At 46.6% G+C, this 23,341-nt stretch carries 22 protein-coding genes; 13 read left to right on the top strand and 9 right to left on the bottom strand.

The window, feature by feature from the left end:
* The first annotated feature begins 1 nt into the window (after position 1).
* From KKE17_14055 to KKE17_14070, 4 genes are all read left to right on the top strand, one after another.
* Positions 2 to 865, top strand: a complete 864-nt coding sequence (locus tag KKE17_14055; protein ID MBU1711123.1) for a DMT family transporter — start codon at positions 2 to 4, stop codon at positions 863 to 865.
* A gap of 2 nt (positions 866 to 867) precedes the next feature.
* On the top strand, positions 868 to 1,947 hold the full coding sequence (gene mutY / locus KKE17_14060) for an A/G-specific adenine glycosylase (protein ID MBU1711124.1): 1,080 nt from the start codon (positions 868 to 870) through the stop codon (positions 1,945 to 1,947).
* A gap of 268 nt (positions 1,948 to 2,215) precedes the next feature.
* Complete coding sequence (locus KKE17_14065) at positions 2,216 to 2,752, top strand: hypothetical protein (protein MBU1711125.1); 537 nt, start codon at positions 2,216 to 2,218, stop codon at positions 2,750 to 2,752.
* Positions 2,753 to 3,122: 370 nt separating this feature from the next.
* Positions 3,123 to 4,871 (top strand): carbon starvation protein A, encoded by a 1,749-nt coding sequence (locus KKE17_14070; protein MBU1711126.1) that lies wholly within the window; start codon positions 3,123 to 3,125, stop codon positions 4,869 to 4,871.
* Positions 4,872 to 4,877: 6 nt separating this feature from the next.
* Here KKE17_14070 and KKE17_14075 read toward each other — a convergent pair whose 3' ends face one another.
* Both KKE17_14075 and KKE17_14080 read right to left on the bottom strand, forming a co-directional pair.
* The gene (locus KKE17_14075) at positions 4,878 to 6,233 is read right to left on the bottom strand and encodes a sigma-54 dependent transcriptional regulator (GenBank protein MBU1711127.1); all 1,356 of its coding nucleotides are present in this window, start codon (positions 6,231 to 6,233) and stop codon (positions 4,878 to 4,880) included.
* Positions 6,230 to 7,678 carry a HAMP domain-containing histidine kinase gene (locus tag KKE17_14080; GenBank protein MBU1711128.1) on the bottom strand — a complete coding sequence of 483 codons (1,449 nt, stop codon included), beginning with the start codon at positions 7,676 to 7,678 and terminating at the stop codon, positions 6,230 to 6,232. Before KKE17_14080 ends, KKE17_14075 begins: the two co-directional genes overlap by 4 nt.
* A 588-nt stretch (positions 7,679 to 8,266) precedes the next feature.
* On the opposite strand from KKE17_14080, the gene KKE17_14085 reads away from it, so the two are divergent.
* From KKE17_14085 to KKE17_14110, 6 genes are all read left to right on the top strand, one after another.
* Positions 8,267 to 8,446 carry a hypothetical protein gene (locus tag KKE17_14085; GenBank protein ID MBU1711129.1) on the top strand — a complete coding sequence of 60 codons (180 nt, stop codon included), beginning with the start codon at positions 8,267 to 8,269 and terminating at the stop codon, positions 8,444 to 8,446.
* A 30-nt stretch (positions 8,447 to 8,476) separates the two neighbouring features.
* Positions 8,477 to 8,980, top strand: coding sequence for a hypothetical protein (locus KKE17_14090; GenBank protein MBU1711130.1), 504 nt, complete (start codon positions 8,477 to 8,479; stop codon positions 8,978 to 8,980).
* A 136-nt stretch (positions 8,981 to 9,116) separates the two neighbouring features.
* A complete protein-coding gene (locus tag KKE17_14095; GenBank protein MBU1711131.1) occupies positions 9,117 to 9,758 on the top strand; it encodes a hypothetical protein in 642 nt (213 codons plus the stop codon).
* 284 nt (positions 9,759 to 10,042) lie between these two features.
* Complete coding sequence (locus KKE17_14100; GenBank protein MBU1711132.1) at positions 10,043 to 11,845, top strand: SLC13 family permease; 1,803 nt, start codon at positions 10,043 to 10,045, stop codon at positions 11,843 to 11,845.
* Between the two features lie 31 nt (positions 11,846 to 11,876).
* The gene (gene nhaD, locus KKE17_14105; GenBank protein MBU1711133.1) at positions 11,877 to 13,313 is read left to right on the top strand and encodes a sodium:proton antiporter NhaD; all 1,437 of its coding nucleotides are present in this window, start codon (positions 11,877 to 11,879) and stop codon (positions 13,311 to 13,313) included.
* 127 nt (positions 13,314 to 13,440) lie between these two features.
* A complete protein-coding gene (locus KKE17_14110; GenBank protein ID MBU1711134.1) occupies positions 13,441 to 13,800 on the top strand; it encodes a transcriptional regulator in 360 nt (119 codons plus the stop codon).
* 173 nt (positions 13,801 to 13,973) lie between these two features.
* Here the strand turns inward: KKE17_14110 and KKE17_14115 are convergent, their stop codons facing one another.
* The 4 genes from KKE17_14115 to KKE17_14130 are packed head-to-tail and all read right to left on the bottom strand — an operon-like array spanning position 13,974 to position 17,370.
* Positions 13,974 to 14,372, bottom strand: coding sequence for a hypothetical protein (locus KKE17_14115; protein ID MBU1711135.1), 399 nt, complete (start codon positions 14,370 to 14,372; stop codon positions 13,974 to 13,976).
* The gene (gene floA / locus KKE17_14120) at positions 14,373 to 15,356 is read right to left on the bottom strand and encodes a flotillin-like protein FloA (protein ID MBU1711136.1); all 984 of its coding nucleotides are present in this window, start codon (positions 15,354 to 15,356) and stop codon (positions 14,373 to 14,375) included.
* A 15-nt stretch (positions 15,357 to 15,371) separates the two neighbouring features.
* A complete protein-coding gene (locus tag KKE17_14125; GenBank protein MBU1711137.1) occupies positions 15,372 to 15,851 on the bottom strand; it encodes a serine protease in 480 nt (159 codons plus the stop codon).
* Positions 15,852 to 15,900: 49 nt separating this feature from the next.
* On the bottom strand, positions 15,901 to 17,370 hold the full coding sequence (locus KKE17_14130) for a serine protease (GenBank protein MBU1711138.1): 1,470 nt from the start codon (positions 17,368 to 17,370) through the stop codon (positions 15,901 to 15,903).
* A gap of 235 nt (positions 17,371 to 17,605) precedes the next feature.
* Between KKE17_14130 and KKE17_14135 the strand changes: the two genes are divergently transcribed.
* The gene (locus KKE17_14135) at positions 17,606 to 18,121 is read left to right on the top strand and encodes a response regulator (GenBank protein MBU1711139.1); all 516 of its coding nucleotides are present in this window, start codon (positions 17,606 to 17,608) and stop codon (positions 18,119 to 18,121) included.
* Between the two features lie 32 nt (positions 18,122 to 18,153).
* Here the strand turns inward: KKE17_14135 and KKE17_14140 are convergent, their stop codons facing one another.
* Positions 18,154 to 18,366: a hypothetical protein gene (locus KKE17_14140; protein MBU1711140.1), complete on the bottom strand. Its 213-nt coding sequence runs from the start codon at positions 18,364 to 18,366 to the stop codon at positions 18,154 to 18,156.
* 99 nt (positions 18,367 to 18,465) lie between these two features.
* A complete protein-coding gene (locus tag KKE17_14145) occupies positions 18,466 to 19,233 on the bottom strand; it encodes a hypothetical protein (GenBank protein ID MBU1711141.1) in 768 nt (255 codons plus the stop codon).
* Between the two features lie 436 nt (positions 19,234 to 19,669).
* Between KKE17_14145 and KKE17_14150 the strand changes: the two genes are divergently transcribed.
* Complete coding sequence (locus KKE17_14150; protein ID MBU1711142.1) at positions 19,670 to 20,038, top strand: thioredoxin family protein; 369 nt, start codon at positions 19,670 to 19,672, stop codon at positions 20,036 to 20,038.
* A 130-nt stretch (positions 20,039 to 20,168) separates the two neighbouring features.
* Positions 20,169 to 20,774, top strand: a complete 606-nt coding sequence (locus KKE17_14155; protein ID MBU1711143.1) for a 3'-5' exonuclease domain-containing protein 2 — start codon at positions 20,169 to 20,171, stop codon at positions 20,772 to 20,774.
* A 48-nt stretch (positions 20,775 to 20,822) separates the two neighbouring features.
* Here KKE17_14155 and KKE17_14160 read toward each other — a convergent pair whose 3' ends face one another.
* Positions 20,823 to 23,162, bottom strand: a complete 2,340-nt coding sequence (locus KKE17_14160) for a multicopper oxidase domain-containing protein (protein MBU1711144.1) — start codon at positions 23,160 to 23,162, stop codon at positions 20,823 to 20,825.
* Positions 23,163 to 23,341: the final 179 nt, after the last annotated feature.

Consider the following 23,341-nt stretch of genomic DNA (forward strand, 5'->3'; position numbering starts at 1 on the left):
AATGATCTGGTTCATCTTTGCCCTGCTCACTGCCTTTGCTGTTGCAACACGGGACATTTCGGTCAAAACATATCAGGAACTCAACGCCCTTGAAGTTGCGGGAATCGAGCTTTTCTGGTCGATTCCCTTGTTCGCCCTTGGTTTCTTTTTTGTGCCGCAGCCTGAACTTGATCAAACCTTCTGGGAAGTTTTTCTCATCTCTCTGCCGCTCAACGCTGTGCCCTACCTCCTCTATCTTTATGCGATCAAGGTTTCGCCGATCTCCCTTGCCGTGCCTTTTTTAAGCTTTACTCCGTTGTTTATGCTTTTTACCGGTTTTATCACCCTGGATGAAACCATTAACCTCTGGGGAGGTGCAGGCATCCTCTGCATTGTCTGCGGAAGTTATGTCCTCAATTTAGATCAGGCAAAACATGGGATTTTCAAACCCCTTACTGCCTTTATCCATGAAAGGGGTTCCTGGGTGATGCTGATTGTCGCCTTTCTCTATGCCTTTGCCGCAGCCTTCGGCAAAAAGGCTCTACTCCACTCATCGCCGCTGTATTTTTCCTATTTCTTTTTCCTGGTGTTTAATTGCCTGATCCTGGCCGGTCTCATCCTGTCCGGCAAAATACGTTGGGGTGTAATACTTGATCACAAGAAAAAAGGAATGTGGCTCGGAGGGCTTTTCATGTCGCAGATCACCACCCATTATGTTGCCATTTCCCTGAGCACTGCGGTGTACATGATTGCGGTCAAGCGCAGCAGCATTCTGCTGACCGTGCTTTTAAGCTGGCTTATCCTCAAGGAAGGTAACATCAGAAACAGAGGTCTGGGAGCCTTACTGATGTTCTGCGGCGTTCTCCTTATTACTCTTTTCGGCTGACCATGAAGAATCTCCTCCAATTTCAAACCGACCTTCTCGCCTGGTTCAAGCAGCAAAGCCGCGATCTTCCGTGGCGAAAAACCTATACACCCTATCATATCTGGCTTTCAGAGATCATGCTGCAGCAGACCCAGATGGACCGGGTGGTGACTTATTTCAACAAATGGATCAAACGTTTTCCTGATATTCCAAGCCTTGCCAACGGATCAGAAGAAGAAATCCTCAAGCTATGGGAAGGACTCGGATATTACTCCCGGGCAAGAAATCTTCGTAAAACCGCAATAATCCTTGTTGATAATTATGCCGGGACAATACCTGATACGCATCATGAACTCCTGAAACTGCCGGGAATCGGCAGATACACCGCCGGAGCGATCATGAGCCTTGCGTTCAACAGGGAATATCCAATCGTCGACGCCAATGTGGAGCGGGTCTTTTCCAGGATATTCAATATCGATACGCCAATCAAAGATAAGGAAAATCTCTCTTTTATCTGGGACAAAGCCACCAAGCTTATCCCCAGAGGCAAGGCCAGATATTTCAACCAGGCGCTCATGGAACTGGGCGCACTGGTCTGCAATAAAAATCCCCTATGCGTTACGTGTCCGGCAAGCAAAAACTGTCGGAGTTATGAACTTGGCATCGTTGCTGAACGCCCGGTACCAGGAAAAAGCAACGAGACCATCTTCATGGAAATGGCAACCGGCGTGCTCATCCACCAAGGAAAGTATTTTATTCAGAAACGCCCGAAAAACGGCGTCTGGGCAAGCTTATGGGAATTCCCCGGCGGCAGGCTTGAACCGGGAGAATCCCCGGAACAGGGTTTGATTCGCGAATTCAAGGAGGAAACCGAGTTTGATATCTCGCACCTTACAAAAATCCAAACCATCAAACATAATTACACCCGCTATAAAATCACCCTGCACTGCTTTTTCTGTGCTCTCGAAAATAACAACACACAACCGACCTTACATGAAGCCCAGGAATATCAATGGGTTGTGCCTGCTGTTCTCGACAACTATGCCTTCCCTTCCCCGCATCGTAAACTCATCGATTTTATCCGAGAAAAAAAACTGCTATAGAAAAACCCCGCGATTACCTCTACAGCCCAGACTCAACTATTAAATTAATTAATGCAAACCAAAACTAACTTACTGCGATTAAATAATTTAACGGCGAAAGATTCGCTGCTGCCCGGTCCGAAAAAAATCTGCCATGAAAAATCTCTGCAAAAACATATGGTTGATTAAATCTCAATTGTTTATCGCCCGTTTCAGCACGAATCTTGCTCTCTTGTATAAGTGAAAGCAATTAAAGTTACAAAGCAATGAAGATCAGAAGGTGAACGAGATGAGAGTAATCAAAAAAATTCAAAGAATGTTTGAATGCCTGATGATATTGTTATTGTTAACATTCTGCCCTTGCCCGGCTGCAATAGCTGATAGCGATATCCCTAACGCAGCTGATGACATCAAAAACTTCAATTACATCCAGCTCGAATTCCGTGATTTTCCTCTTTCGGTATTATTGAAAATCAAAAAAGTGGCGCCGGCCCTTGAAAATATTGTTCCAGCAGATTTACAGGTTGGGATGGAACGGCAACAGGGGGAAGGAGTTCTCATTTTTTCCTATGAAAAGGATAAAGACCGCGTTCAATTAAAAATGTCATTGATGGAGGCAACCACCCAAAAAGTACCTGTTGAAACCCTGCTTGATTTCACCCAATCAATCGCAAGTCCATCCACCGAGTCGATCACCGGCATCCTGAAAGATTTATTCGTCTCCTTCTGTAATACCTGGAAACATAAACACTCTACCAAACTTGCACGGATAGATGATGCACTTGCTTCCTCCCTTCAAAAAGCTGAAAACGAGTTCCTCCTGTAAGTTATCCTGTCCATACTATCCAGCTTCCTCGTTTAATTATCACCATAACCGCCCCGCTTCAGGATATTATCGCCAAGCGATCATTCTCGCAATCTCACCAAATTCCATGCCCGCCCTCTTCGTTAGGTCCATTTTCCTATTTTTCGCAGTAGAAGAAAACCAACACCACTCACTTTCAATTGCTTAAATCTTGAAGAAAACACCTACAAAAGAAAAAATTGCTGCTTTGATTAATAGAAAAAATCTATTATTGTCGGTCTCGTAGAAAGCACGAGACCGACGCGTATTCCGTTTCCAACTTATTAAAATAATCAGGGGCGATAATTCAGGTTTTGACTTTTCACGAAGTCATCATTATTAAAGTACAATCATGAACTCCCTGATCCTCGCTGCCATCTGTTTTGCCCTGTATATCGTTGCCTATCGCACATACGGACAATACCTCAGCAAAAAAATATTCGGCTTACGAAACAATAGAACCACTCCCGCCCATCGCCTGAAAGACGGTATCGACTTTGTTCCCACGAAAAAAGACGTGGTTTTCGGGCATCATTTCACATCGATCGCCGGCACCGGCCCCATAGTCGGCCCGGCAATCGGCGTTATCTGGGGCTGGCTTCCTGCGCTGGTATGGGTGGTCCTCGGCCCGATTTTCATCGGCGCCATCCACGATATGGGTTCCCTTGTCATCTCAATACGAAATGACGGAAAATCAGTGGCCGAAATAATCGGCAAAACTATTTCCCCGAGGGTTCGCAACCTGTTTTTCGTAATCGTTTTCCTCGAACTCTGGATTGTCATTGCCATCTTTGCGCTGATCATTGCAATCCTCTTCGGAATGTATCCAAACTCCGTGCTTGCAGTGTGGATTGAAATCCCCATTGCCCTGTGGATCGGCGCCAAAGTCCGCAGCGGCAACGCCAATCTCCTGGTTCTTTCAATCATCGGCGTCACTCTGATGTATATCGCGGTCATTGCCGGCAATTATCTGCCGATCAAGATGCCGCAGGTTTTCGGCCTTTCACCGATTCTCGTCTGGATGCTGATCCTTTTTCTGTATGCCGGCATCGCCTCTGCCATGCCGGTGGACCTTCTCCTGCAACCCCGGGATTATCTGAACTCCCACCAGTTACTCATCGCCATGGCACTCCTATTCGGCGGCCTGGTGGTTTCGCACCCGCCGATTGTTGCTCCTGCGGTGATTACAAATCCCCAGGGCGCACCATCGATGTTTCCGTTTCTCTTTGTAGTCATTGCCTGCGGCGCAGTATCGGGATTTCATGCACTGGTCAGTTCCGGCACCAGTTCCAAACAACTGAACCGTGAAACAGACGCGCTTTTTGTTGGATTTGGCTCGATGCTCTTTGAGGGGGCGCTTGCAGTGCTGGTGATCATGGCGTGTACTGCAGGAATCGGCCTGGGCATCCACACCTCAGGCGGAACGCTTACAGGCAGCGAGGCATTTGCAGGACATTACGCCTCCTGGGCCTCGGCAAACGGACTGGGCGCCCAATTAAGCGCCTTTATCGAAGGGGCGGCAAATATGATAACCTGCCTTGGCATATCAAGAAACATTGCCATAACCATTATGGGGGTGTTCATTGTCTCCTTTGCCGCCACCACCCTGGACACCGCAACAAGAATTCAACGTTATGTGATCTCAGAACTTGCAGAAGGGCTGAATTTCAAAAGAATATCCGGACGAATTCCCGCAACCTGCATCACGGTTGGAACCGCCATGGCGCTCGCCTTTTATTCAGGGGACGGCAAAGGCGCCATGACCCTGTGGCCCATCTTCGGGGCGGTCAATCAGTTGCTGGCAAGCCTTGCCCTGCTCTCAATCACCGCCTACCTTATTCACAAAAACAAGAATATCATCGTCACACTGCCGGCCATGATCTTTATGGTGATTACAACCTCATGGGCAATGGTCGGTAACGCTTCAAATCTTCTTGAGCAAAAGAATTATTTTCTTGGCGGATTAAGCGTTTTGACCCTGGCTTTACAGGCCTGGATGTTAACGGAATCCTGGATTATCCTGAGTAAAAGGACAAAGGAGATAGAACCGCAGGATGATAAATTTACTGAAACAGAAGTTCCCGTGCATGCAGACCACTGATCCGGGCTATTCCAACCCGAATTTTTTCAGCTTTCTCCACAAAGATACACGATCAATGCCAAGCTCCTTGGCGGTTTCTGTTTTGTTTTGCCCCTTTTCCTTGAGCACCCATTCAACATAGGTTTTTTCAAGTTCTTCAAGGGTTGAGTATTTTCCGGCACTTTTCCTGAAAGTCTGCATTACCGAACCGCGCAGGTCATCAGGTAAATGGCTCAGCTCAATTGCCTGACTGTTGGTCAAGGCCACGCCTCTTTCTATGATATTTTCAAGCTCCCGCACATTACCCGGAAAACCATAAGACATCAAAATCTCGGAGACTTCCGGACTGATCGTCGTCACTTCTTTTTCCATTAACGACGCATATTTTTTCAAAAAATGCAGCGAAAGAATCGGAATATCATCCCGTCTTCCCGAAAGGGGCGGCAATTCTATGGCGACAACATTAATTCGGAAGAAAAGATCTCTGCGGAAACGACCGCTGTCAACTTCCGCCTGGAGATTACGATTGGTCGCCGCGATAAAGCGGACATTGACCTTTATGGGGCTGGTTCCACCAACCCGCAACACCTCTTTTTCCTGAATAACCCTGAGCAGCTTGACCTGCATCGCCAGAGGCATTTCAGTAATTTCATCAAGAAACAGTGTCCCATTATTGGCTGTCTCCACCAGCCCTTTTTTTGCGTCATCGGCTCCGGTGAAAGCGCCCTTTTCATGACCAAAAAGTTCATTGGCAAGCAAATCCTCGGTAAAGACCCCACAGTTAATGGCTACCATGATCCCGGCACTCCGGACGCTATTATTATGGATATAATTAGCCAGCAACTCTTTGCCGGTACCTGATTCACCACTGATCACGACATTGGTGTCTGTTGAGGCAACCTGTTTTGCCAGAGCGAGTATCTGCCTCATATATTGATTATCGGTGATCAGGTCTCTTAGGCCATGGTAATTTTTCAGGCGCTCTTTCAGGAGGGCGTTTTCTTTTTTCAAACGGTTCTTTTCCAGGGACTCCTTGACAACCTTTCGAACTTCATCGAGTTTGTATGGTTTGGCAATATAATGATAGGCCCCGGCCTTCATTGCATCAATGGCTGAATCAACCGTGGCATATCCGGTAATCATGATTACCTCCGTGTCGGGATGAAGCTCTCTGCTTCGCTTCAGAATCTGCATGCCGTCAACCTTCTCCATCTTCAGATCGGTAAGCACAAGGTCAAATTCTTCAGATTCAAGATATTTTATAGCCCCAGGACCACTCTGGGTGGCGGTTACGGCATATCCCTCTTTTGTAAGTATGTGCGACAGATTATTGAGCGCAATCTTCTCGTCATCAACAATCAGAATCCTTGACTCTTCCTTCATTTCTCTTCTCCAGATTTATAGGGTAACCAGATTATAAATGTGGTCCCTTCACCCTCTCGACTGTCGATCCGCAAGGTTCCGCCGTGCATCTCAATAATATCATGGACAATGAAAAGTCCGAGTCCGGAACCATGGCCGACATCTTTGGTAGTAAAAAAGGGATCAAATATCTTATCACGTATCTCCAAAGGAATTCCTGGACCGTTGTCTTCAATGAGAATTTCCACCTCCCTGTTTTCCGATCCTCTGCTGATATCACGGCATGAAACCCAGACGATACCTCTCTCAGTCAACACGTCGACGGCATTTTTAATCAGATTCAGGAAAACCTGCTGCATCCGTTGTTTGTCCGCGACGATATAGAGATCTTCCGGAATCTCAAGCCTGATCTCAACATGACTGGGGACTTGACCGCGAAGCAAAACAAGCGTTTCGTCCAACAGACTCCTTAAGAGCAATTTCTGTCTGGTAAAATCCCTGATCCTTGAAAATTCCAGCAAGGTGCGAACAATATCCCGTGCCCGGTCGGATTGTCCTGTAATCTGCTCGATAAGCCCACGCTTGAAAACAATATCAGGATTCTCTATTTCTTCTGCAAGGATCTGGGCGGATGAAGAAACATTGGAAAGAGGATTGTTCAATTCATGTGCAACACCGGACAACAGAGTCCCCAGTGATGCGAGCTTTTCCGACTGAACCAGTTGGCGCTGACGAATCCGTAATTCATTGGTCATCCGGTTAAATGCCTGTAACAATGAATTGATTTCTTCATCAGCAACCCCAGGGTGCGCCAGTACAAAATCACCTCGGGATATTTGTTTGGTATAGGCTTCCAGAGTTTTCAGGGAACGCACAATATTCCGCCCCAAAAATCCGGCGATCACAATAAAAAGGAAAACAAAGAGAACAATTGAAAAAAGAAGAACTTTACCTGTTGTATTCAGAAGTCTTTTAATTTCTATACGCTCTGTTTTTGCAGTCTGTTCAGCCTTGTCGGTAAGTCTTTTACCCCTCGACCGTATAGCGTTTTCAAGAATTATTTGTTCATTGAACAATGAAGGATCGGTAAAAAATTTCTTTTTTAGCTCCTGGAGTTTTTGCATGTCATTTTTGTATTCACCAACCGCATCCCATAAATTATTGAAAACATCGCCCGGCATTAAGGTGGTTAAAGATTTTATATCGTGCAGAAGCAAACCTTGAAGCTTTTCGAGAAAAGCCATGTTGTCCTTATAGTCAGCCTCTTTGCCGTATAAGAAATAATTTTTTTCAAAACGCCGCACTTCCAGGGTTGTATTCAAAAAATCGTCTATAATTTCAACATGTTCAATCCTACGCCCGACATCGCGAACAATCCCATAGGTAACAGCGGCCATAAATATGACACAGAAAAGAAGAAAATAAAAACCAAGGGTTATTTTTTTTCGTATGCCTTTCGGAAACATCTGGGGCGCTCATATTGTAAAGGGTTTACAAAAAGTAAATAAGTTACAAAACCCGACTAATGGAACAGCTATGTAAAAAATTTCATCCGTTGTCAGTACAGACTGCTGCCGATGATTGTTGAGTCCTCGCGGTTGAAAGACCAGCACTGAGAAAAAAATCCCCTCGAATTCCCAAACAGGATCTTTTCAAAGCCCCTGCCCTGCCTTGTCAACAAGCGACCAAAAACGCTTCCCAAACATCCTGGGTATCATACTTCCCTGCGCAACAAGTTTCATTAAAAGAACCATACATCATATCGTTGCAAATCGCAACAGCATCCACATAAAAGCAACAACAAGGTTAACTTCTTGTTTTTAAATAGAAAAATGGAAATATAGCCTTTTGCCTGTTACAAAGTGCAACGCTTGCTGCTTACGACAACACAACGCGTAACTATTCGGAATTAAAGATAAAATAAGAATATTAGCGAGTTGGCACGATACTTGAAATAATACATGGCAACGCTTGACAAAAAAGAAGCGGAAACAATAAAAACCGAATTTCAGAAATGAAAAGCAGAATTAAGAAAAGACAAATTGGAGATGACAATGAAAAAACAACTTAGCTGGTTTGACAGATTAATGCTGCAGATAACATTTGCAGAAGGAAATGACCATGAAAGCGCACTGGATTTCATGAATACTGCCCCCCAAAAAGGTCCTGAAAAACAAAAAGATTATTCGGCAAACAACAATAATCTTACAGAAATCCTGCACAGTGCCGGATGAGAATCTTTTACAACAAACGATGAGACAATTATGAAAAACTTCCTAGGACAATTCCAAAAAGCAATGAGTGCAGCGGCTTTTGCTGAAGCAGGTGAATTCGATACCGCTCGGCAATTCATGCGTTCCGGGAAAAATTCCAATAAAAAGGTCCTGCTGGTAAACAATCAGGACATGGTTAACCGAAAAGCATTCCGCCAAGCCTTAAATCTGTGCCAAAGACTTGAGGCTCAAATGGAAGTTATCCACATCCGAAAACCTGATGAAACGGGACATCCAGACCCCAAGACGGCATTCAACAATATGAATCTGGAAAATATTGAAGTCTCTTATACATCGATAGTCAATAATAAAAACCTCAAGGAATCTTTAACGGAATTTACCAGAGAACGCCGAGACATCCTCTGCGTCGTATTGGTTCCTGAAGAAAATGAGTCAGGAAAATTTCATGAAACAAAAGAAAAAATTGCTAATTCCCTGACCAATTTACTCAAGCACTTCGACTGTCCAGTGCTGCTGTATTCCGAATGCTATTAGAGGAAACAACCAGGGTGGGAAGAAGTCTACATAAACAGTTATGAGTCTGAATCAAAAATACAAATTAGCACATCAGTCTTCCACGGGGAAACTGAAAAAATATCTAACCAACGAAGAGAGATAAAGGAGTTCTACAATGAAATTCAATTTTTTTGACAAACATATGGCCGCCGCAACCTTTGCTGAAGCCGGCGAGCATGAAACATCAATACAAATGTTAGAAGCTGACGATACGCTTCAGAAACCTCTGGCAAATGAGGGAGAAGTTAAAATATCCAAAGCCCCTGGGAAACTGTTTGAAACCGCTGCAATGGCAACAACATTTGCTGAAGCAGGTGAACATGCCACCGCTCGGCAGATTCTAACCAGTCGTGACCAGGACCATGCTCTTCTGGTTTTCGGTTCAGACAACGGTTTTTCAAAAGTTTTAATGGACTATTCAGTCAAAATGGCCGCTAGAATCAAGTGCTCAGTGATTGCAGCTAGCATCACAGATGCGCCGCTCCGCCTGCCTGTTCACGCGAGAGAGGCTGCCACTGCGGAATTTATTGAAAAAAGCAATCAATATGCCAAAAAATTTGCCGATAAAGCAGAAGAGCATGGACTATATTTCAGTCACATCATCGAGTTCGGTAATCATGAAAAAATCATCGAGCAGATCCATACTGAACATCCTAACATCCAGTACTGCTTAACAGAACCTGATCCTGAAATTGCAAATGAAATGCCCGAGAACATTTCTATCCCGGTCTTTAACTTCGCAACTTCTGGAATATAGTATCTTTGTACACGCATGAAGCGGTCGTTTCTGGCTCGAAATATTTTTCGACCGACGACCGCTTCATGCGTGGTGAAGATACTTTCATGGAAATGTAACGCTCTATAATTCGAATCTCTTCATACAGTTCCTGTTGCAAAGAAGTTTGTTTGCACTTTCTGTCGATTCCCAACAAAAACCGTTACTTCCGGAAAAACTGTTTGATAGTTTGCGCTTAAAAAGCGGTGTAATACGAGATTGCTGCGCCTTAATACAATAATTTTGAATATTAAAGAGGGAATAAAATGACAGTGGAAATGTATATGGTCTCAGCCGTTCTGGTTTTGGCCATTTTATTGTTTATTTTCGAGTGGGTCCGCGTTGACGTCGTAGGTATCATGATGATGGTTCTTTTGCCGCTGCTGGGGCTCGTTTCTCCCAAAGAAGCGATCAGCGGTCTTTCCAGTAATGCGGTTGTCTCAATCATTGCGGTAATTATCATCGGCGCCGGTCTGGATAAAACCGGTGTAATGAATTCCATGGCCCGCATCATCCTGAAATTCGCCGGGAAAAGCGAAAGCCGGATCATGGCCCTGATTGCAGGCACAGTGGCCTTTATTTCGAGCTTCATGCAGAATATCGGTGCGGCAGCGCTTTTCATGCCGGCTGCCCGGCGCATTGCCAAGCAGACCAACATCCCGGTATCGAGAATCCTTATCCCCATGGGATATTGCGCGATCATCGGCGGCTGTATCACCTTGATCGGTTCAAGCCCGCTCATTCTGTTAAATGATGTAATGAAAATCACCAACCCTGACGTCGAGCCCTTCGGGCTTTTCTCCGTCACACCCGTTGGTCTGGCCCTGACCATCGCAGCACTCCTGTATTTCATCTTTCTCGGACGCTTTGTCCTGCCGAGCTCCCAGGGAGAAAGTACAAGTGGACCGATGTCAGAACTCCTCAAGGGCACTTATAAGGATTTCGGGAATATCTATGAACTGCATATCCCTGAAAACTATAACGGCCCCCGCGTGCTCGCCGAGCTCGGCCTTCGCCCGAAATATTTTGCCAGCGTTGTTGCCATCAACCATCCCGGGGTCATGAGAAATTTCGCTCCGGACCGGGATGCAGCAATCGCCCCGGGTGACGACATCGTCATCGTTGACAAGGCAAACATGGTAAAGCTCCTTGTTGAAGATCTTGGCTGGGTGCTCAAAGATGAACTCCAGACATTTGCCGAGGATCTTTCCCCCAACAACGCAGGTATGCTTGAGGCGATCATCACCCCGAGATCGGAAATGGCCCGCAAAACCCTGAAGAATTTCGACTTCCGAAAAAGATATAATGTCAACCCTTTGGCGATTTTCCGTCAGAACAAGATGTATGTAGCCGGCATATCCGACATTCCGCTGCAGTCGGGCGACGCCCTTCTTCTGCAGGGCCGCTGGGAAAAATTTCATAATCTCAAATCAAAACCAGACCTGACATTCACCGAAGAAATCCAGGGTGAAATAATCAAAACCCACATGGCAAAATATGCTGTGGGATGCCTTATTCTTTCCCTGATCATGATTCTGGGATTCAAGGTCCAGCTTTCCATAGCCCTGTTGACCGGTGCACTGGGCATGGTGCTCACCAAGGTAATGAGCATTGACGAGGCCTATAAATCAGTTGACTGGATGACGGTATTCCTCCTGGGCGGCCTTATCCCCCTGGGTATTGCCTTTGAAAAAACCGGTACTGCCGGATACATTGCCGACTCGATCATGGGAGCCATAGGAACCGTACCGCCTTTGGTTCTGCTGACGGTCATCGGCCTTTTGACTTCGTTTTTCACCCTGGTTGCATCAAACGTAGGCGCCACGGTTCTCATGGTACCCCTTGCCATGAACATGGCGGTTACCGCCGGTGCAGATCCGAGAATGGCAGCGCTGGTTGTTGCCATAGCATGTTCAAACACCTTTATCCTGCCGACGCATCAGGTAAATGCCCTGATCATGCGGCCGGGCGGTTATAAAACCATCGATTATTTTCGTGCAGGCGCAGGTATGACAGTTCTGTACATGGTTGTCATGATGACCTGCATCTACTTCTTTTTCGGCATCTGAAACCGCTTAAAATCCATAAAGGACTACAACAATGCACACAACACTTACAGCAGTGGGAATGTTGCTGTTTTCTGCTCTGCCGGCAATGGCAAGCGAGGCAGCAGCGCATTCCCCTATAGCCAACCTCACAACATCAATATGGGGGTATGCTGCATTAGGACTGTTTGTCGCGGCCTACACCCTGGTTATCTTTGAAGAAAACCTGCACCTGCGCAAAAGCAAGCCGGTCATGGCAGCCGCAGGAATTATCTGGGTCCTGCTGGCAATAGTATATGCACAGGCAGGAAACTACGAACTTGCCCATGACGCGATTCTGCACAATATGCTGGAATATGCGGAGCTTATGCTCTTCCTGCTCTCGGCAATGACCTATATCAATTCCATGGAAGAACGAAACGTTTTTCAGCGCCTGCGTACCTGGCTGGTATCCAGAGGCTTTTCCCTGCGGATTATCTTCTGGATTACCGGACTGCTGGCCTTCATCATATCTCCAGTGGCCGACAATCTCACAACGGCGCTGCTCATGGGAGCCGTGGTCATGGCGGTGGGCGGCGACAACAAGAAATTTGTTGTGCTGGCCTGTATCAATATCGTGGTAGGAGCCAACGCCGGAGGGGCATTTTCTCCTTTTGGAGACATTACAACCCTCATGGTCTGGCAGAAAGGCAAGGTTGCATTTGGAGAATTTTTCATGATTTTCTTCCCGGCCCTGCTCAACTGGTTTATTCCAGCCCTGATAATGAGTTTTGCCGTAGCTAAAACCATTCCCAGCGCCCTCACGGAACAGGTCAAGATGAAGTTCGGCGCCAAGCGCATCATCTTTCTTTTCCTGCTTACCATCGCCACAGCGGTATCGTTTCATAATTTTCTTCACCTGCCACCAGCCGCAGGCATGATGTTAGGCCTTTCCTACCTGGGATTCTTTGCCTATTACATCAAAAGAAAAGAGAAAAGGATGCTTGAATACGATGCTGTTCTTGGTTCCGGTAACGAGTCATTCCCTCGCCCTGCCGGAGAAAGCGTCCAGCATTTTGACTTCATGCGCAAGGTGTCCCGGGCTGAATGGGATACCCTGCTCTTTTTCTACGGGGTCATCCTGTGCGTCGGCGGTCTGTCTCAGTTCGGCTATCTGGCCCTTGCGTCAAATTATATGTATCTCGACCTCGGGGCCACCAAGGCCAATATTCTTATCGGCTTACTTTCTGCGATCGTCGATAACATCCCGGTAATGTATGCGGTGTTGACCATGGATCCCACCATGCCTCTGGGGCAATGGCTCCTGGTCACCTTAACCGCAGGGGTCGGCGGCAGCCTTCTTTCCATCGGCTCGGCTGCGGGCGTTGCTTTGATGGGTTCCGCCCGGGGTGTTTACACCTTTGGCGCCCATCTCAAATGGATGCCGGTTATCGCTCTGGGGTATGCGGCAAGTATTGCCTGCCATCTTTATCTGAACAGCAACTTGTTTTAAACAGCGAAAAATGTATTCCAGAATCCTCAAAAAAGACAAGTACCGGAGCGTCCATACAATTTGCCGCGTTCCGGTGCTTAGGCTAAAGATAACCTCAGATAGCTGTTGATCTATGAAGGAGGTACATATGATAGGTCATGAGAATTATTCTACGGAAAACTATATCGGAATGTGCGAGGGGATCAAAAACCTTGTTAACGAAAATCAATGCCAACCAGACGATGATCTGCTCGAACTCATGATCTCGCGGGTATGGACCGGTAAAATAATCCGGGAAGAAAGCAAGGATTTCCCTGATCCAATTGATTTATTGAAACGGATCATGGAAGAACAGGGACTGACCAATCAGGATCTGTGCCCCTATATCGGCAACAACTCCCGGGTCTGCGATGTTTTGCACCGAAGACGTCCCCTTTCTCTGAAAATGATTCGTAATCTCAACAGAGAATTAGGGATCCCGGCGGAGATTCTCATCCAGCCTTACTGACCCGTTCTCAAGCTCATTCAATAAAAAAGGCCCCGAAACAGGGGCCTTTTTTATTGTTCAGACAATCACTCAATGCAGCCGACAATCCAATGATGCACCAATACATCTTCCGGCGGCAGAAAAAAACCCTGACCAATGAAATCCACCCCCCCCTGTTCACCGACCGCAAACAGTTAGTAGAGCCTCTCCTCATTCCTTAAACCAACCGGCGGAGCAAGAATCTCCGACCAGATAACCGCCTTCCGTAAGTCGCAAAGGCGAATTCCGGAGTGTCCCGGACTTTTTCTGCAACGCTGTGCATCTGCATTTTTTTTGTCTGAAGATTTTTTTTCAGGTTTGTGTAAAGATAAATTTACCCCCGGTAAATTCTGTGACTTGTTTTCGGCAAAAAATACCTCGGGAAGTTCGTCCGCTGAATAATCCTCATAAACAGCAGGCTCTAAGGGAGCAGGAGTGATCTCCGTTTGGGCCTGCGGATTATTGGCTTGAGCCTTGCTTCGGGCGGTCATGATTGCATTCCAGACAACTCCTGCAATGACCAGTAAAGCAAAGACAACATCAACGAGTTCCATTTACGACTCCTCACCTGGTTTGTCGGGGGAACCGATCTTTTCCCGCATGGTGGTGTCTGCCATAATATTTTTCATTTTATAATAATCCATGATCCCCAGATTCCCTGCTCTGAAGGCCTCAGCCATGGCGAGCGGCACCTGGGCTTCGGCTTCAACCACCTTGGCGCGCATTTCCTGGACCCTGGCCCGCATCTCCTGCTCCACGGCAAAGGCCATGGCCCGCCGTTCTTCGGCTTTTGCCTGGGCGATCTTCTTGTCCGCCTCGGCCCGGTCGGTTTCAAGTTCAGCGCCGATATTCTTGCCGACATCGACATCGGCAATATCTATGGAAAGAATCTCATAGGCGGTACCAGCGTCAAGACCTTTGGCAAGTACGGTTTTCGAGATCAAATCAGGATTTTCCAGAACCTTTTTATGGGTCTCCGCCGAACCGATGGTGGTGACAATTCCTTCACCGACCCTGGCGAGAATGGTCTCGGCACCGGCGCCGCCCACCAGCCGGTCAATATTGGCGCGCACCGTCACCCGTGAAATAGCCTTCAACTGGATACCATCCTTGGCCATGGCCGCAACCAGCGGCGTTTCGATGACCTTGGGGTTGACGCTCATCTGCACCGCCTCAAGGACATTTCTTCCCGCCAGATCAATGGCTGCGGCCCGGTTGAAATCAAGGGCGATGTTGGCCTTGTCGGCGGCGATCAGGGCCTGTACCACCCTTAAAACATTTCCGCCGGCAAGATAATGGGATTCCAGGCTGTTGGATGAAATATCAATTCCCGCTTTCACTGCCATGATTTTTGATTCCACAATGAGTTTCGGCGGCACCTTCCTGAACCGCATGAAAATAATATTGAGCAATCCCACCCTGGCGCCGGAAACAATTGCCTGCACCCACAGAGAAACTGACGACCCGACAAAATAAAGAAGCGCGATAATCGCAATAACAACAATTATCAACCCGAACTGCATCAAGCTAAAATCCATACCTTCACCCCAAATTTAGAGTTCCACTTCTTTAACAACTAGACGGTTGCCCGTTGCCTCAACAACAAGCACCGCGGTATCCTTTTCAATGTATTCGCCTCTTGTAACAACATCCAATCGTTTCCCTTCGATAACGGCAGTGCCCGCCGGATGAAGAACCGTTGCGGCTACACCATGTTTGCCGACAAAACCCGCCAATTCCGGTGATTGCGAAGTAACTCCTTCTTTACTGGACAGTTCCTGACGCAGGGTGGCAGGAGACCTGGCAAGCATTTTCAATCCAACGATAATACTGATCGGAATGATAATAATATCCGCAACAATAAAGGCCATTCCCGCCCCGGTTGATAACTCGGTGAACACGACATAGAGGGAGTAGCCGAACAATCCTGTGGCGATAACTGACAGCAGACCGCCCGAGGGCAGAATTATCTCGGCGATGATCACCAGGATCCCGGCAAATTGAAGTATTATTGCTAAAATTGCGGCGTTCATTTACACCCACTCGGTTGGGGACAGAATTAAATCCTGTCCCATTTGGCTTTCAGAGACCAACCACTATTCTGTTGCCGGATAATTTGATTACCTGAATTTCAGATCCTTTGTCAATAAATCCGCCTTCGGTTATTGCATCGTAAACTTCCGTGCCGATTCTCACTTTTCCCGCCGGGCGCAGGGTCGTTATCACCGTCCCGCGATCACCGCTCCGGATATTCTTAAATGCATCCAACGAAGACTTTGACTCGGCCAGAGTTTCATCAAGATAAGGTCCGTCAACAACCCTGCCTAAGCGGGGAAGCATATAACGAATAGCCATAAGCCCGAAAATAAAGGCCAGCACAAATGAACCCATCACTTGAAGAATGTTGTTTAAAAGAATATCACCCTGCCATGGAAGGTTGGGATCGGGCAGCACAAAATCCTGGAAAGAAAGCACCATGCCGGCGCCGATGAAAAGAAAACCTAAGGTTCCGGCAATGCCGAATCCCGGAAGCACAAAAAGCTCCATGGCCATCAACACCAGGCCGAGAACAATCAACAGCAGTTCAGTATAGTCGGCGAGCCCCACCAGGTATTGATTGAAGAAAACAAGTCCGAGACAGATTATGCCGATTAATCCGGGCACCCCGAAACCAGGGGCCTTGAGTTCAGTATAAAGCGCCGCCATGCCGATCATCAACAGAATCGGGGCAAAGGCCGCGACAAATCGCCCAAAGGTTTCCGACCAGCTCTGCTCGATGCGCACCAGGTCATAATCATTAATTCCGAACTGACCGAGCATCTCTTCAATACTTGAGGCAGTCATCCGGGAAAAACCGTACTCCAGGGCCTCGGCATCATCCATGGTCAACAGCTCACCCTTGGAGACAATGGTCTTCTTGCTGACGATGCCGTCACGTTCTTCCTGGGTCAAATCATCAAACTCCTGCTTGTCAAGGTAGACCGTCCTATCTTTAAAGACAACCAGATAGACCTCCATTTCATCGGTCACCATGGATTCGGCAAGGGTCGGCGGATAGCCGTTCCGTCGAGCCAGAGTTCGGAATTTCGCTCTCAAGGGAGATTGAAACTTCTCCCCCATCATTTTCGGCCCCTCATTGGAAAAAGAAATCGGCGCACAATCACCGATGGTCGTATGAGGCTTCATCACCAGATCATTGCAGGCCAGGGCAATCAAAGCGCCTGCGGAAATAGCCTTATCGGTAACATAAGCAATGGTCCTGCCCCTGGGGACCGTAATAAGAGTGTCGACGATCTGAAGTGCCGAGTCAACCCTGCCGCCGAAGGTATTCATTTCAAAAACATAAACCGCCTTTTGCCCATGCGGGTGATCCTCAATGGCCCTTTTGATAAAGGCATTCATGCCCGGCTCTACATCGCCTGAAACGGGAATCACATAGACCTTCTGATTTGAAACATCCTGCGCGGAAACAAGGAAGTATCCGGTCACGGTAAAAAAGAAAACGAACAGAAAAAGAAAATTTTCAATTCGTCTCCCATCACGTTTTTTCAATAATGCAACATTAAGGTATTTAAACAATTCCCTAACACCCAAAAAAAAAATTGAAATTCTACATTCGTTTATGAGACCATCCTATATCAGAAGTTGTCATTGTTCAAGCAATCATAAAATACCGTAAAAAGAGATTAATTTTCTTTTTCAATGCCCCCAAAACTAAACAGGGCATGAATGTGCTGAAAATTACCCAATCAAATACATCCATCATGGCTCATACAGGTGATAACTAATGGATCAAGCAGTAAAAGTACTCATTGTAGACGATGACAAAACCATACTGAAAATGCTCCAACAGGTTTTCAAGAACACAGATCAGCAATGCAGCACGGCCCTGAGCGGAGATGAAGCACTCAAACTTTTGAAAACAGATCCAACCTTTGATCTGGTTTTGACTGATATTTCCATGCCGGGAATGGACGGGATCGAACTTACCCGTAAAATTACCAAAAAGTATCCGGAAATCCCGATTATTGTGATGACCGGTTTTACCGAAGACTACACCTTTGATAAAGTCATTGAAGCCGGAGCAGCCGACTTCATCAAGAAGCCATTTACCATAAAAGAAGTGATGAGCAGGATCGCTAGAGTACAAAGAGATTCCGAGATATTAAAAGAAATCAGAAAAAAAGAGCACAAACTAGAAAAAATGGGCACTGAAATGATTTCAGGGATTGAAGGCGAGTCCCGAACGCGCCTGCAGGAATTACAAGACGAAATTACTACTCTCCGGAAACAGTTATGGTGATTTAGAGCTAAGATGCATCCTCTGCGGCATACCTACTCCACGGACACCCCTTTACCCTTGAGGTCTTTAAGGACCGCTTCAATCTGTTCCCGGTTGCAGTCATCGATCTGGTACACATTTTTCATGCCATCCATGAAGTAGAGGATGAATCGCCCCTGTTCATCAACTGACACTCCTCTGATGTGATCCTTGTCCAACCATGGAGTCAATTCACTCATAAAGTCATGCAGGCTACAGGTTTTCATGATTATGATTCCTCCTGTTATACCCCCTTCCGGGCTTATAAAACGATTTACCCCTCAAAAATATCCGCCAATTTGAGGGGTAATGTCAGCAGGTCCGTCTTATTTGCTCGCCTTTTCAAATATCTTTTTCCGCAGTTCGGTTATTTCCTGCTCAAGCCGGGCAATTTCTTCGGGTTTGGTAGCTGTATTACGAGTCAATTCAAAATAATCGAATTTCTTATTCAGTATCTGTCTTCGCAAGTCCTTTGTTTCATCGAGAAATTTTCGGACCTGTTCCGGCATAAAACCTCTGTTCACGTTCCCAAACATTGCAGATTGAAATCCCGAAATCATTGATTCCGGGCCAAAATTGTTTGGCGCGAATCCCGGGTACATGCCGAAATTGCCTTGCGGCGGCATGGCGGACCGTTGTGCAAACCTGGGACCAAAGGAACCAGTGTTCCTTCCAGGCCCGTATCCGGAACCATATCCCGGGGCATAGGCATTGGCTCTTCCCAATCCCTGTCCGTAACCGGAACGCGCGCCGGGCCCGATCCCACTTACCATTCCAGGATCGAAGCCGGGACGAATGCCTGGACCATATACACTGCCGGCGCCAACATCACCCAGAGGCGTCCTGCCGCCGGGCACAAAACCTGCGCCGCCATAAGGTGCCTGGCTGGAAAACCCCGCTCTTCCCTGACGGCGAAGCTGCATCTGTTGCAACTGGTATTCACGGATCTGGTCAACAGGGACCTGATAGTTGGTAATGCCTTGCATCTGCTGCTCCGAAAAACCTGCAGGAGATCCTCCCTCAACTTGCGCATAAACCGTTGAGCAGGTTAAACTCAACAAAATAATCCAGAATAGAACGAGAAATTTTTTCATGATAACCTCCTAAAAAAAATTGGATATTTGATAGGACTTATAAGTTTTCGCAATTTTGCTTACCTCTTGTCTGAACAGGAACAACCAGTGCATTCCCGGTGGCTCGGAGTCGAAGTCTATACACTTTGCGGGTACTTTCCTGCCGCAGGGCTTCAATCTAAAAAAGACCGATCCAGTAAAGTTATTATGCCTGTAATGTATCTAAAATCCTGACCCTGTTGATTGACCGGCAAACTTTTCAACGGTCCCGCGATTTTTATTTATCTACGAATGCCTCACTTTTTGTTACAATATACCTTCCAGTTTCTTAAAGCAAAATTTATTACATTTTCCAAAAACATGAAAAAACTTAACTGTTGCATTTTTTACTTCTACCCTTTTTACTTGTTCAAAAGGGATGACCTTAAACATCTGCCCCCTTTTCTCGAAATTTGCCATGCAGAATAAAATCCTCAGCATCTTTTTTTTCTTTGCTGTTCTCATTCCGGCAGCAACTCAGGCTGATGACATTGCCCTTCTTGTCAACACCGACAAAGTCACCATGGTGAACTTCGGCTCTGAAAAATGTCTTCCATGCAGGATGATGACGCCGGTGATCAACAAACTGAAAAAGGAATACGCAGGCAAGGCGTCAATCCTCTATATCGATATTTATGAAAACAGAAACATCGCCAGAAAATATGGAATATCCACCGTACCCACTCAAATTTTTTATGACAAACAAGGTCTGGAAGTTTTCCGGCATATTGGATTCTTTGACCATGAAAATTCCTGGGCCCAACTCGAAAAACTCGGTGTCCGGTAATTCTTCATGTGCACCGATAAATATCCGAATTAACAATTTCTTAATTAATTGAAGCTCTCACGGTCCGCCCGAGGCGGAGGGAAACGCTCGCTTTTCATGTCCAGAAAAAATACCTTATAAATATAAAATCATGACGGATACAAACAAAAAAATCAGCTTCAAAAAGCGCATGACCCGCGATGAGATTAACTCGCTTTCCATCACTCGTTATGACGGAGCTGTCCGCATTGTTCGAACCCCGGAAGCCTTGGAAAATGCCCTTGGCAAACTTGCAGGTGAAACTTTTCTGGGTTTTGATACAGAAACACGACCAGCATATAGAAAAGGACAACAGTATCCAACATCCCTTCTTCAGCTTGCCGGAAAAGATACGATATTTCTGTTTCAGCTTGGAATCTTAGGCTTTCCTGAATCTTTGCGCAATATTCTCGCCGATCCCAAGGTTGCAAAAGCCGGTGTCGCCATTGGCCAGGACATTATAAAACTCAAAGAGCTGGGTGATTTTGAAGAAGCGGGGTTTATAGAACTCGCCGACCTTGCCAAACAGGCTCGAATCAAAAACTACGGGTTAAGAGGCCTTGCCGCGCTCCTGCTTGGAATTCGCATCCCAAAAGGAGCCCAGCAGACAAACTGGGCAACCGAAAACCTTACCCCTATCCAGATACAATACGCCTCCACCGACGCCTGGGTGAGCAGACGGATTTATCAATGGTTTTCTGAGCTGGGGATATTGTGATCTGAAATTTTTATTCCAACAAGGTGATACTGCCATTCAGAACTTAGGTTAAAAATTAACTATCAGTCCCCCCCCCCAATAAAAGTCTGAATGCCATTGTCCGGTGAGTGAAATATTCTTGCAAACAGAATAGTTCAGAGCTGCTTTCCCCTCCCACCCCGACTCATGGGTATCATATTCCGCTTCCCCCATGAGAGAAAATCGGGGAGTAATAGCAAACTCCTTTTCAAAACTAATCCGGGCGCCGCTATCAGAATCGACCCAGAGGCGGGTTTCAATGAGGAACGGCATCAAATAATGAATGCCCAGGATAACCCGGGTATGATCTATTTCACTTTCTTCACCCAAGATGTCGGCTCCGGCAAATATTGAGAAAAATCGATTAAAATACCGGTCCCAGATGAATATTCCCTCCCACTCGGTTTCATCCACCTCCTGCCATCCAACCTCCCATTCAAAGGTCAAATTATTCCGGGTATCAGCAATAGTAATAAAGCCCTCAGTCATACTGCTCAAAATTTCCGCTTGACCCCAAAAATACCACGACTCGTTATAAAGCGTGGGGCGTATTTGAGTGACCTCTTGAGGCGGCGTGAATTTGTCGTAATGGACAACACGGGTCATGCCGCTTTCCATGTGATAAAGGAGATGACAGTGAAAAAACCAGTCACCAGGCTCATTGGCGTCAAATTCAATGACCGTGGTGGACATGGGCGCAACATCAACCGTATGTTTAAGCGGTGAATAATCACCCTGGCCATTGATCACCCGGAAAAAATGACCGTGCAGATGCATGGGATGGTGCATCATGGTCCGGTTGATCATTATGAACCGGACGATCTCTCCTTCACGAATCAGGATGGAATCACTTTCGGAAAGAGCTTTCTTGTTAATAAACCAGACATAGCGCTCCATGTCACCATCCAGGGTGAGACGGATATCCCGTACAGTTTTGCCCTGATCAAACGCAGTCTTTTGAGTGGCTCGCAGTTGTTTGTACGGCGGCCATGGGCGTTCGTCACCCATACCATCCATCGCCAGATTTTCTGAAGATGAGACATCGGAAGCCAACGGCAGGAAATTATTGCTGAATTTCTTACCGCTGGCATTGACCTGGTGGCCGGACTTTTTCATTTTGCTATGATGCATCTCCATCATTTTATGATCTTGATGGATCATTTTTGACATCGACTCTTCATCATGCTGCATCCCTGTCATATCTGAAGATCCATGCTTCATATCAGATTCGCCGTGTGAATCATGTTCTCCCTTCCCTTTGCCTTCAGAAGAATGGTCCATTTCCCCTTGCCCCATGGAATGGTCCATACCTTCCATGCCACCCATTGAGTGCATGCTCATCATACTTCCGGGTTTGTCAAATTCTCCGGCTTCAACGGCTCTATCGGGCATATCCATGCTACCCGCAGGCGTAAATGCAAAAATATTTTTCAGGCTCAAATTTCCCATGGCATGATAAAGATTCGGATGCGGCACATCAGGCGCCGGATGAAAAACACCGTCCCCTATCTTCACAGAGGTAAAACCTGATGCATCATGGGCTGTGGCCCTGAACTCATAAGCTCCTTTTTCGGGGATTTTGATGAGGACATCATAGGTTTCAGCAACCCCGATCAGAAACCGTTGCATTTTTAGCGGTTCAACATCAATACCGTCCGCTGTTATGATTTCCATGGGGCCGCCGGAAAACTCCAGATGGAAAAAAGTAGTGGCCGATCCGTCAATGATGCGCAGGCGCACGGTGTCGCCCGGTTCTGCAGTGAGATTTACTTCCGGCTTGCCATTAACTAAAAACCTATCATATGCCACGTCCGCGATATCCATGGCAGGCATGCGCTGCAGTTCACGCGTGAAATAATCCCCGAACATGCCAAGCATTGCAGCCCCGATAATACTTTGGCCGCTCCCCTTTTCCATGGCATACCATTCACTTCCACGCTTCAAGGTTTTGAGAATCGCATGTGGATCTTCGTCGGACCAGTCGGAAAGTAAAATGACATAATCCCGGTCGACCTGAAATCGTTTCTGTGGTGGCTCAATAACAATAGAACCATACACTCCCCGTTGTTCCTGCAGCATTGTATGTGAATGATACCAGTATGTACCGCTTTGACGGATGGGAAATTCATAGACAAAGGTGGTTCCCGGCGCGATGGGAGGAAAGCTGATATACGGCACGCCATCCATTCCAGGCGGCACCAGGAGACCATGCCAGTGAATGGATGTATCCACATCCATTTTGTTATGGACCTTGATACGAGCAAAATCGCCTTCCTGAAACCGTAAAGTTGGGCCTGGGATTCCACCATTGACTGTCATGGCCCAGGTTGTTTTCCCAGTGAAATCGATCTGCTCCTGGGCGATAGTCAACTGATATTCTCTTGTTTGAGAAGAAGCATCCTTTGCAAAACTGGCAGCACCCAATAACATCACAAACAAAAAAAATATTTTTTTATAGGTTTTTATCGGTTTCTCCTCTTAATGTTCCCCTGATCTTGATCGCATCAAGACCATGATCGAAAGTAAAGAACAAGCAAGCCTGACATATT

The organism is Pseudomonadota bacterium (assembly GCA_018823135.1).
Lineage (GTDB): Bacteria > Desulfobacterota > Desulfobulbia > Desulfobulbales > CALZHT01 > JAHJJF01.